General features: G+C 41.9%; 13 protein-coding genes. All 13 read right to left on the bottom strand.

Annotation, left to right across the window (positions count from 1 at the left end; genetic code table 11):
• Window positions 1-20: 20 nt before the first annotated feature.
• Complete coding sequence (locus VXQ92_RS13355) at window positions 21-2,279, bottom strand: AI-2E family transporter (protein ID WP_416682087.1); 2,259 nt, start codon at window positions 2,277-2,279, stop codon at window positions 21-23.
• A 121-nt stretch (window positions 2,280-2,400) separates the two neighbouring features.
• The gene (locus VXQ92_RS13350) at window positions 2,401-2,841 is read right to left on the bottom strand and encodes a YybH family protein (protein ID WP_064097106.1); all 441 of its coding nucleotides are present in this window, start codon (window positions 2,839-2,841) and stop codon (window positions 2,401-2,403) included.
• A gap of 435 nt (window positions 2,842-3,276) precedes the next feature.
• Window positions 3,277-3,639, bottom strand: a complete 363-nt coding sequence (locus VXQ92_RS13345; protein ID WP_064097105.1) for a 5-carboxymethyl-2-hydroxymuconate Delta-isomerase — start codon at window positions 3,637-3,639, stop codon at window positions 3,277-3,279.
• A 137-nt stretch (window positions 3,640-3,776) separates the two neighbouring features.
• Window positions 3,777-4,115 (bottom strand): zinc ribbon domain-containing protein YjdM, encoded by a 339-nt coding sequence (locus VXQ92_RS13340; protein WP_064097130.1) that lies wholly within the window; start codon window positions 4,113-4,115, stop codon window positions 3,777-3,779.
• A gap of 122 nt (window positions 4,116-4,237) precedes the next feature.
• A complete protein-coding gene (locus tag VXQ92_RS13335; protein WP_064097104.1) occupies window positions 4,238-4,684 on the bottom strand; it encodes an SRPBCC domain-containing protein in 447 nt (148 codons plus the stop codon).
• Window positions 4,685-4,928: 244 nt separating this feature from the next.
• The gene (locus VXQ92_RS13330) at window positions 4,929-5,318 is read right to left on the bottom strand and encodes a ribonuclease E inhibitor RraB (RefSeq protein WP_064097103.1); all 390 of its coding nucleotides are present in this window, start codon (window positions 5,316-5,318) and stop codon (window positions 4,929-4,931) included.
• Window positions 5,319-5,564: 246 nt separating this feature from the next.
• Window positions 5,565-6,497 carry a DUF4041 domain-containing protein gene (locus VXQ92_RS13325; protein WP_064097102.1) on the bottom strand — a complete coding sequence of 311 codons (933 nt, stop codon included), beginning with the start codon at window positions 6,495-6,497 and terminating at the stop codon, window positions 5,565-5,567.
• Between the two features lie 584 nt (window positions 6,498-7,081).
• Window positions 7,082-7,747, bottom strand: a complete 666-nt coding sequence (locus VXQ92_RS13320; protein ID WP_416682085.1) for a pseudouridine synthase — start codon at window positions 7,745-7,747, stop codon at window positions 7,082-7,084.
• An 82-nt stretch (window positions 7,748-7,829) separates the two neighbouring features.
• Window positions 7,830-8,543 carry an SIMPL domain-containing protein gene (locus VXQ92_RS13315; RefSeq protein ID WP_064102518.1) on the bottom strand — a complete coding sequence of 238 codons (714 nt, stop codon included), beginning with the start codon at window positions 8,541-8,543 and terminating at the stop codon, window positions 7,830-7,832.
• Window positions 8,544-8,664: 121 nt separating this feature from the next.
• The gene (locus VXQ92_RS13310) at window positions 8,665-8,913 is read right to left on the bottom strand and encodes a DUF6868 family protein (RefSeq protein WP_416682083.1); all 249 of its coding nucleotides are present in this window, start codon (window positions 8,911-8,913) and stop codon (window positions 8,665-8,667) included.
• Window positions 8,914-9,439: 526 nt separating this feature from the next.
• On the bottom strand, window positions 9,440-9,703 hold the full coding sequence (locus VXQ92_RS13305) for a hypothetical protein (RefSeq protein WP_416682082.1): 264 nt from the start codon (window positions 9,701-9,703) through the stop codon (window positions 9,440-9,442).
• A gap of 111 nt (window positions 9,704-9,814) precedes the next feature.
• Complete coding sequence (locus VXQ92_RS13300) at window positions 9,815-10,036, bottom strand: hypothetical protein (RefSeq protein WP_004785142.1); 222 nt, start codon at window positions 10,034-10,036, stop codon at window positions 9,815-9,817.
• A 164-nt stretch (window positions 10,037-10,200) separates the two neighbouring features.
• Window positions 10,201-10,344: a zinc ribbon-containing protein gene (locus VXQ92_RS13295; protein ID WP_004645925.1), complete on the bottom strand. Its 144-nt coding sequence runs from the start codon at window positions 10,342-10,344 to the stop codon at window positions 10,201-10,203.
• Window position 10,345: the final 1 nt, after the last annotated feature.

The following is a 10,345-nucleotide window of genomic DNA, read 5'->3' as shown; positions in this document are numbered from 1 at the left end:
TTCGACAGTTAGTTAGCTTTTTAACCCCTAAACCTATGAAAATCGGGTGGGGATGATTTTTTTGTCGTGTGCAGAGGCTGCTGTCTTAATTCTGACAGATGTGGAAAGCGTGGGTCACGCTGCAAGTCTTCTATCACTAAAGGCTCATTTTGATAGAGCAGATGAGTGCAGACTGAATCCTTGCACATTTGTCGGATTGCTACAGGTTCTTGGCTAAAAGGACTGACCGGAATATACATTTCATGCTGATTCAGCCAGGAAATTTGTGCGTAATCAACGTCAAAGGCCTGATGGGCTTCTTCAATATATTGTTTATAAAGGATCTGATGACGATGATCCAATAAACCCAATTCATTTAAAGCCTGTTGTCGTTCTTTTTCATTCTTGATCTCCAGATTCTCAAACCAGCTTTCCCCTTCATCCAAGGTATAAGTCTCGACAGTCAGAATCAGATCATCGACATTATTGACCAGTGCCTCCAGCTCAAAACGTTGTTGCAGTTCATCCAGAAGCTCTAGCTGTGTCACACCCCAAGTCGCAAAAATGATTTTCAAATCAGGATATTGCTGTTCCAAATTATATTTTAGCAAACGAATCTGTGCCGCAGGCGCATGATGAAAAATCGACACGCATAAAATTTTGGTTGAAGCTGGCAATACAATGCCCTTTTCAGATTCGCCCGATTGAATCAGCACATTCGGATCATTCCGGGCAGCAATCTGTTTAAGATTCAGGGTGTGCGCCAACATGGCAGAAATTTGGGTATCAATTTCCCAACGCGCACCAACGCAATAGACTTCGGGCTGCTCGGCATTTAATTTGCTCGGATAAGCTTTTTGAAACGCATGATTAAAGAACTGCAAGCCCTGATAAAGGCGCAACCGGTGTTCGGCAGTAACATCGCTATCATGTCCTTGCGAATAAATCCGAATGGCTGGAATAGCCACTTCGCCATAGAACATTTGTACACGACGAGCCACCTCTTCTGCACTGGGCTTTTTTGGCAATTGCGCACAGATGTAATCATTGGCTACCTGCATTGCATCATTGACTTCATCAGCCACCAGTCTCTGGTAAAAACGCTCGGAGGGGGACAATACTGGCGTACTGCCGAGCAGGGTTTTGACAAAACCCAGTGCCGGCACATAATTGGACAAAACCAGCAGACAGGCAGTTAAAGGCGTCGACAAGATTAGCCCCACCGGTCCCCAGAGAGTGGTCCAGAACGTGGCAGCCAGAATAATTGCCAAAGTAGACAGACCGGTACTTTCCCCATAGAGCCACGGTTCAATCACGTTATTGCTGATAAGTTCCAGCACCAGTATCAAGGCTACAGTCCATAGCACCATGTCCCAGCCCGGATCAACGGCGAAGGCCAGCGTAATCGGAAAAATAGCTGAAACGATCGGGCCAACATAGGGCACAAAACGCATAACTACCGCGATCAGTCCCCACATGATCGCTGCCGGCACACCAATCACCAGCAGTCCAATCGCCATGGGAATACCATAGGTCACATTGACCAGCAGCTGCATGCGCAAATAGGTTCCGATACTTTTGGCGGCATCATCAAGCGCATCGGTTCCGATATTCAAATTACCGCCCAAGAGCTTCAGAAAGCGGTCATGCAGGTCTTTGCGATTGAGTAAAATTAATACCATGAACAGGAACACAATCCCGATAATTGCCAGCGGATTCAGGATTTTATTTAACCAGTCCAGTGCAGCTTCTTCACTCGAGGGTTCCAGGCCTACTACTTTGACATTCTGGACATTCGGGTCGTCTTTTTCCTGATCTGGAACTTCTATCGAGTTCTCTACCGTGTCAAAGGTCTGGATTGCGCCATCCCACATACTCGGCCCCTGACGATAGTCCTTGAGCATATTCAGTTTTTTCTGGATGGTGTCCTGATATTGCGGCAGCTCCTGACTCAGCTTGCCAAGCTGTACCCCCAGATAGGTTGCAGTACCCCCCAAAAATGACAAGGTCAGGCACATAACCAGGCCAATTGCGGCCCATTGAGGACAGCCCCAGCGTTTTAGACGGGAAACCAGTGGCGAGAGCAAAAATGCCAGCAGAATAGCCAAGGCCAGAGGGAGAAAAATATCACGGCCAAAATATAGTGCCATTATCACGACGGCAGCAATCACAAAGCCAGCCATCATTCTGAGTGCATGTTGGGTGCGCTGCTGTTCGGACTGATCCGGCATGAATACTTCATTCTGCTGTTGCAGGTTGCTTGATCGGGGTTGTATTTGACTGTTCTTGTTGTTAGCCACCTGAAAAGTCCTAAACTATTATTCCTTCAACACAATTTAGGACTTTCTCTATTTTTGTTACAAAGGTATTCCTGTAATCATTTGCAAAGATATTTCATTTAAATCTTTTCAGCCTGGTGGCTTAACTCACGCTTTTGATCCGACGCATTTTCCGGGTTTCGAGCTGTACCGGAACTGAGGTATGTTGATGTAATAATTGCCATTTGCCCTGCTGCTTGCTCAGGCACATGCTCACCCGACACCAGCCTAATTGAAAAATCGGTTCAATCACCGCATAGTTGACTCGCACATAGCCATCTACCATGGCCAGATCATGCGTGACATGAATGTTTATATTCTGCCGCTCTACACGTATTCCTTCGGGCATAAAGCGCCGATATTGTTGCCAGAGGGCCTGATAGGCTTCGACGCCTTTCACCTCCATACTGACATCAACCAGACGGATATCGGGCCGGCACAATTCAATAATATCCTGAATTTCGAGTCTGGCTATGGCATTGTCCCATTCTCGAAGAAATGCCATGACTTCCCGAGCCAATTGTTGATTGCCAAAAACTTGCATAAAATTCCCCTTAACCGGACAATTCAGACCTGAAATCGCGGCTCACTCATCTCACCGGATTTTTGATCTTTTGTTTTTTATTATTCTGCTTATGTTAAAGCGCTGTTCTCGCTTCACTCTTTTTACTACCTGATCCACCCAAACTCACCTGACATCATTTATACAATTATTTTTATTTCTCTCAGAATGAGCATGCTGTTTCTTGATTGGATGATTCAGGAAGCAGCAGCGATCGAAATCTACTTTAGAGCTTTTCTCTCCTGTCTGTAAATGACATAAAACATCATTTAAAAATAGATTTTTTAAAAGTCTGCAGAAAGGAAAACAGGAATTCCTTGCAGACCAGTTAGCTTTATTATTTATAATTTTCAAACTGCAATTGATAAAATTTTAATACATTTAATTCTTATCCCATCCTCCTGTCAACGCCAGCATTCAAATAACAACTTTACTATAAGTCTGCTTTGGCATTTCAATGATTTCCACACAGAGCTGTATGTTTAAGCCCGGCTGGGGCGCAATATATTGCTGCATCAGATCGAGTACCAATTCAGAAATTGCCTGACGTACTTCGACACTGCGTCCACTTAACAGGGAAATTTTGGCATGCACATAAGCCTGGTCTGTTACAACATCCAGTCCAATCACATAATCCTGCTGCATAATTGCACGACTTTTTAAATCATTGGGATCGCTGACATAGCCGGCGCCCACAAGTGCCTGATGGATCGCGACCAATAAAGGCTTAATCTCAATGTGTTGCAGATTGTCAGAATATTCCAGATGCAGGTGTGGCATTGAAGGGATCTCGAATCAGAAAGGTAAGGATCAGGGCGCTACAAAAATGGTCAGCCCAGCATTTATGGCAATATTGAGAAATAATAGGCTAAATCAGCCATGTTATTTCTCAACAGATTTCTTTAGCCAAGATCAAGTTAAGCTTTTTTTACATATTCAGATTTCAGTTTCATCGGCCCAATGCCTTCAATTTTACAATCGATATCGTGCCCATCGGCCGCATCCGGCAACAAGCGGATACTTTTCACTTTGGTACCCACTTTTACCACTGAAGATGAACCTTTGATTTTCAGGTCTTTAATGACCGTTACGCTATCGCCGTCTGCCAGCACATTGCCATTAGCATCTTTAATGATCACTTGCTCTTCAGTGATTTCGCCTTCTTTCCACTCGTGTGCACACTCAGGACAGATAAGTAGATCGCCATCTGCATAGGTATATTCAGATTGACATTTTGGACAGTTTGGCAGACCCATAAAAACCTCGAAAAAGAGAAAAATTAAATAAACAAACAAATAAGCGTACAGTATAGCATCTTTGCAGGCAGCGCTAATTACCAGAAAAGCTGGAATGCAACCAGCACCTGAGCTTGAAGAAATCAATGATCTGATATCTGTGGATTAACCAGTAAAGATAAGAGTTGCAGTGATTCCTGCCAGCTCAAATGACACACCGCCGGTGGTACCACATCCGGATAACCTACCTGAATAATATGTAAACTGGTGCCGATTGATACTTTTTCAAAGATGACGGTGACTTCTATTCCACCCTCTAGGTCCGGGGTAGAAAACTGATCGGTGTAACGCAATAACTGGTTAGGAACAACTTCATGATAAATGCCGTGAAAATGATGCTGGGTACCGGTAGAGAAATTGGTAAAAGTGGTTTTATAGCGGCCACCGGGTTTGATTTCCGCATGTTCAACCTTGGCAATGAAGCCATGCGGTGCCAACCATTTCGCCAATGCATCCGGATGCACAAAGGCACGATACACCCGCTCCGGTGGTGCACTGAACACACGATGCATTTTTAAGGTGTAACTCATTTGGTCCTGTCCTTTATTTATTCTTATTATTTTTATATTGAGGGATAGTCCCTGCATTTATAGTAAATGATCAGCTTGAGTTGAAAACTCATCTCGGTCATTTTATCCAGTTTTTATCTGGCCATATATAATGAGTATGTATCTATGTGCGAATTCAAGTTTTTTGCATAAAAATTGTATTGAACAGACAAAAAAACCGGTAATCCCGGTTTTTTTTATTTAAATCATTTAAGTATAGGTTGGATCAGCTGCTGCGCAGGCTACTTTCTTCTTCATCCAGCTCATCGTCATAGACGTAGGCCATACAACCCCAGCCATCATATTCGCCCTGAAATTGTGCAGCGATTTTACTGAACCATTGCTCCAGATCCACAATATCTTCGTAAGCTGGCTCCATATACACATAAATCGTGATGATCCATTCCAGGGTATCGCTTTCTTCATCCTGAAACAGGCTGATTTTCTGCTCTTCTTTTAATAGATGCAGGGCACAACGATCCGCCTGTGCTTCATCCGCAAAGGCAATCGAAAATTCAATCTCGTGTGCTTCCTGCAGGTCGTCGCCATCCTGATGCATTTGCCACAGTACATTGCCATTTTCATCGTCAGGAAATTGATTGTAATCACGTGACATAGAAGTATCCTTATTATGATGCTGTTTTATTCTGCATTTAAGATTAGCTGATTTTTGTACAATTATCGAGAACAAGACAAAAAATATTATCTTTTAACCATAAATAAACACATGATTTTTATACATATAAAATGAATAACTGATCCACTCCTTCAAACTAAAAATCCTCAAAATATCAGGGTTTAAAGCAATATGTGGCCATCAGAATGTTCCAGAAAAATCGTTTAGACCTGTAGCCTTCATCATCTAGGCAATCTGTGGATGCGGGTGATTTTGTCGCAGTTGCAACAGCATTGCAGCAAACTTGAGCTCCTCTAAACGCAGGTTAAGATAGGACTCCTGAATCATGGCCTGACTCAGTGCCTGCCCAGTATAATTCAGTAATACATAATCATTCTTTAAGGCCTGCAGCATCTCGGCGAGATTGTCTGGGCTTAATTGGGAGAGGTATAAATCTGCTTTACTGTTGAAAGCCAGACTGAGGATCTCTATCGTACTTCGACGGCGGTTATCATCGACATAATTACAGTTCGCCACCTGCTGTGTTTCTATGGCTTGCTGAATACTTTCACGGACATGACGCAGATGCCGAGCCGCATCTATTTCGCCATAATCCTCAAGCAACTGCTTTAAAAGGTGGGAAGCTGAAAACTGTAAACCAAAGCGCTTCTCCTGTATTTTATGCTCTAAAGCACTCAATACTTCCTGCAGGCGATGCTGCTGCCTGGCCTGTTCATAATAGCCTTGTAAACTTTCTCGGGCTTGCTGCTCAATCTCGGCTATGGCCTGCGCCTGAAACTGGACAAGATAATCTTTGACTCTTGCAATATAAGCCTTCAGATCATCGATCATGATCGAGGCATCCAGCTTGGTCACCTCAACAAAGTTTTCGGCCTGCAAGGTCCGGTTAACAATGTATTGCTCGATATTCCAGATATCCTGATATTTTCTGTATTTATTCAGCGCAATGTTTAAACTGCCATTCTGTACCCGTAATTGGGTGATTTCATAATTCAATTCATCGACTTGAGTTTCATAATCTGTCAGCTTGCTACGTGAATGATCCAGATTCTCCTGTAAAAACTGGATATTGTTACGTAGTGAAGTCTGTCCCTTCAAACTCCATAACAAAGCAAATAGCAGAACACTCGCGAGAACGAAGAGAGCTATATTGAGCATCGTTCTTTCCTTTAACCCCGGGCATTGCCCTAAATTATTAATTTAAAAAAATTATTATAAAGTATTGGTTGATTTTGCATCATTTTTGGCAGGTAATCAAAGCCATTGGTCATCACTAAGTCATTCATTCATTTTATTTTTCTATAATTATTATTAAGGATATGTCATTCCTGATGGGCTAATAATTAGTCCAAACCACCTTCCTTCTAAAACAACTTACGATATTTTTTATATCAAAGGATATATTCTTAAAGTTTAAAAATAATGATGGAAAAATTAACACCTAGGGAAATAAAGGCATCAAGGGTATAGGGAAAAACTTTTAAAATAGAAATCTTTAAGTATTTCCTCAAAATATATACCGAGCATTAAAAATTTATATGATTCATCATCAGCCCAAAAGGCAACTGATCAATACACGAATTTCACTGAAACAGGCTTGCCTAGATACTTTTTTGTAGCTGTGGCGGAAACAAATTCTCACATTTTTCTCTTCGGCCAACTCATGTTAATGGCATGATCATCATCATGTTTATGAGTTTAAAACCCGGATATATGACGAGATAACTATTCAATAAAATAAATCAGAATGGAATATCAGCCTTGATCTCAACCAGAATACCACTCAAAGGCTGGGTAAAGGACAGATAACTGGCATGCAGAGCCATACGATTTAAAGGGCTGCGTTGAGGTTCAGGATGATAAATTTTATCACCAGTAATGGGATGACCGATATGCAGCATATGCACTCGCAACTGATGGGAACGGCCAGTAATTGGAGTCAGTAGTACCCGGCTAATGTCTTGCTGGGGTAAATATTCTAAGACCTGATACAAGGTTTTGGCGGCCTTGCCCAGTTCATAATGCACTATCTGACGCGGCCGGTTTTCCCAGTCGGTAATTAAAGGCACGTCGACGCTGCCCTCACCTTCAAGTTTGCCTTGTACCAGTGCAACATAGTTTTTCAGTACGCTACGTGCCTGAAACATTTTACTCACCGCCACTTCTGCATCGCGGTGTTTGGCGAACATCAAAATACCGGAAGTGGCCATATCCAGACGATGGGTAATTTTGGCTTGCGGATATTTATCCAGCACACGTAAATAGGCACTGTCATGATGTTCAGGTAAACGCCCCGGAACCGACAATAATCCGGCCGGCTTTTCAATCACCACCAGATCATCATCTTCATAAATAATACGCAGCGGTTCTTGCGGTGGACGATAGACAAAGTCATGGTTAATGGGCATTTTAGGTACAGCGTCGGGAATAATGCGCGCAAAATAACAAGCTGCTTTCAGGCTGTCAATTACAGTTCCTGACCAGATCAGCTTAATCTGCCAGATAATAATCGACCGTTGAGACCACGCGTACTTTCTTCAAATATGGCGTATTGCTGTCACGATCTTCAATACTAAACAGCCCCTGGTTGGCGGACTTGATTTTACCCAGACGACTTTTTGAATCTGCAGCGAATTTTTCTGCCACACTGCGGGCATTTTGTGTGGCTTGTTCAATCATCGCCGGTTTAATGTCATTCAGCTTGGTAAATAGATATTCTGTTCTTTGTCCAGAATCATCTCCCGCAAAGGCAATACCTTTTCTGCCCAAAGCCACCAGTCGAGTTTGTGCTACACGCACTTTATCTATTTTGTGGGTATAGACGGTGATGGTCTGGCTGGCAGTATAACGTAGCGCAACATTGGCATCACCGCCATATTGCTGCGCGTATTTGTCGGTGATACTCGGTGATGCACTGGTAATTTCTTCCGCGCTAAACCCTTCATTTTTTAAAAAGGTCTGAATTTCCTGGGTATTGGTTTGCATGATATCGTACAGTTCGGCCAGATCCTGACTACCGGCATTAAAACGGATTGGCCATACCGCCACATTGGCTTTGACTTCGCGTTCTGCCAAGCCTTTAACTGAAACTATGCGCTCATACTCTTTAATTTTCAGTGCACTATGACCCAGAATCCATCCTGCTATAATCATCCCCAAGCCGATCAAGGCACCTAAAATCAGTGCTGATTTGAATTGATTCATGCTTCAACTCCTTTGAAATATTATTAGTTTTTATTGATCCTGCCAAGCAATACATTCACGATAAACTCATGCTGAGCCAGTCTTATTTTTATCGCTCGAAGATTCAATCGCAGTTGAGTACCTAGCCTTGATTCATCAGATAAATTGCGACTAAGGGCGTCAAATTAAATAGCAGAATTCCAATTTTATAGAGTGCCATACCTGAATAATGAATCACATCGAAACTGGCATCTGACAGCCGAAACCATTTGCCGTGCACTTGTCTTATCCAGTTTCGGGCAAATACAAACAGCATGCACCAGATCATCAGAATGACATAATTGATCAGTGTGCAAAACACTAAAAACTGAAACCAGATATCGAGATTCATGCTGATTCCCCTGCGGGACAACTCATGATTTTAAAATAGCAGATCATCTTGAAAAATGAAGAATTGATTTGTATCTTATTGGAATGAAGATTAATTATAAGATAATGATTTATATATTTTAATTTTTATGATTTAAATTGAGCAGAGAATTTTTTAGGGTGTTGGGAAAACTCGCAATGGTTTACTTCAACTATCATTCTTTGTAAGACCTGATCTTATAGCCTATAAACTTTTGGTCTATAGCGTCCTAAGCCGAATCGAGACCTTTTGGGTTCGTACTGCACTCGCGTTTTGCGCCGCTCACAGCATGCTACTCTTTCCGATCCCATCACACCCTTGAGAGTTATATTAGGCAAAGATAGACGGAATTAATTTCCTATGTTTTTTTAATTTCGATTAAATCTGAAAATTTATTTCAATATTGACCCAAATAAAGAGAAATAAATTCTATTTCCATTTTTTTACGCTTTTTTATTCGATAAAAATGATCTTTATTGCAATTTATATTCAGTAGAAAATTTCTATTTTATTGAAAGAAATTGCTCTGTATCCATTGTGCACTAAACCACCAGGCACTGATGGCTGACGTCCCACAGAGGAGATTAGCCAAAACCTTGTTGAGTCTGGTCAGTTCAGAACCATAGATTTTTAGATTAAGCAGATAGGCGATCACACCATATAGTGAGCCAATCACCCCTCCGAAAAGAATCAAGATGAGCGGCCATGCGGAATAAAAATGGGCTTTTTGATCTAATTTTCCTGATTCTGGTGCATGCCCGTTAATGTCCATAGGTGGCTGTCCTCTCTTTTATATACACGGGTACTATTTCAAGGCAGCTATTTATTCTTTAAAAATATTTACCTTGATCACACTATTAACCAAGCAAGAAGCAGACCAGTTTTAGCGTACAAACAGGTGACGAGTATGGTGATTAATATAGGCATTTAGCCCATCGCCATATTGGGCAAGCTGTTTCATATTTTCGACATGCTGATAACCGGCACTGCTATAGCTGTAGGTATAAACTTTCGAGGTTTTCTTGAATTGCACACGAATAAACTCATTACCAATCTCATAGTTGGCAACACCTGAGTCGTGATTCAGATCAAGATAATGTTGCAATTGAGCTATCCTAAAAACTGTGAATCCAGACTTTTATATGGGGTTTTATTGATCAAATTTCAATCAATCTCAAACTATAAACAGGGATGTTTAGATAGCAAAAAGCCCTATCGAGTAATAGGGCTTTCATTCAAAACAGAGGGTAACTGTTTGAGTTTTTTTGCTTAGGCATTCTTATTGTTAAATTGATTGCCTTGGCATTTGGTACACGGTGGTAAACGATCAGTACCAATTTCTAAGTAGGTGCGGTGTCCGCATTGAACACAAAAATAGAAGCCTGTTCCGGGTTTTTCGCCAGCAGTAACCATC

It is taken from the genome of Acinetobacter sp. 228 (assembly GCF_048147885.1).
This window is presented reverse-complemented; position numbering and strand designations above follow the sequence as displayed.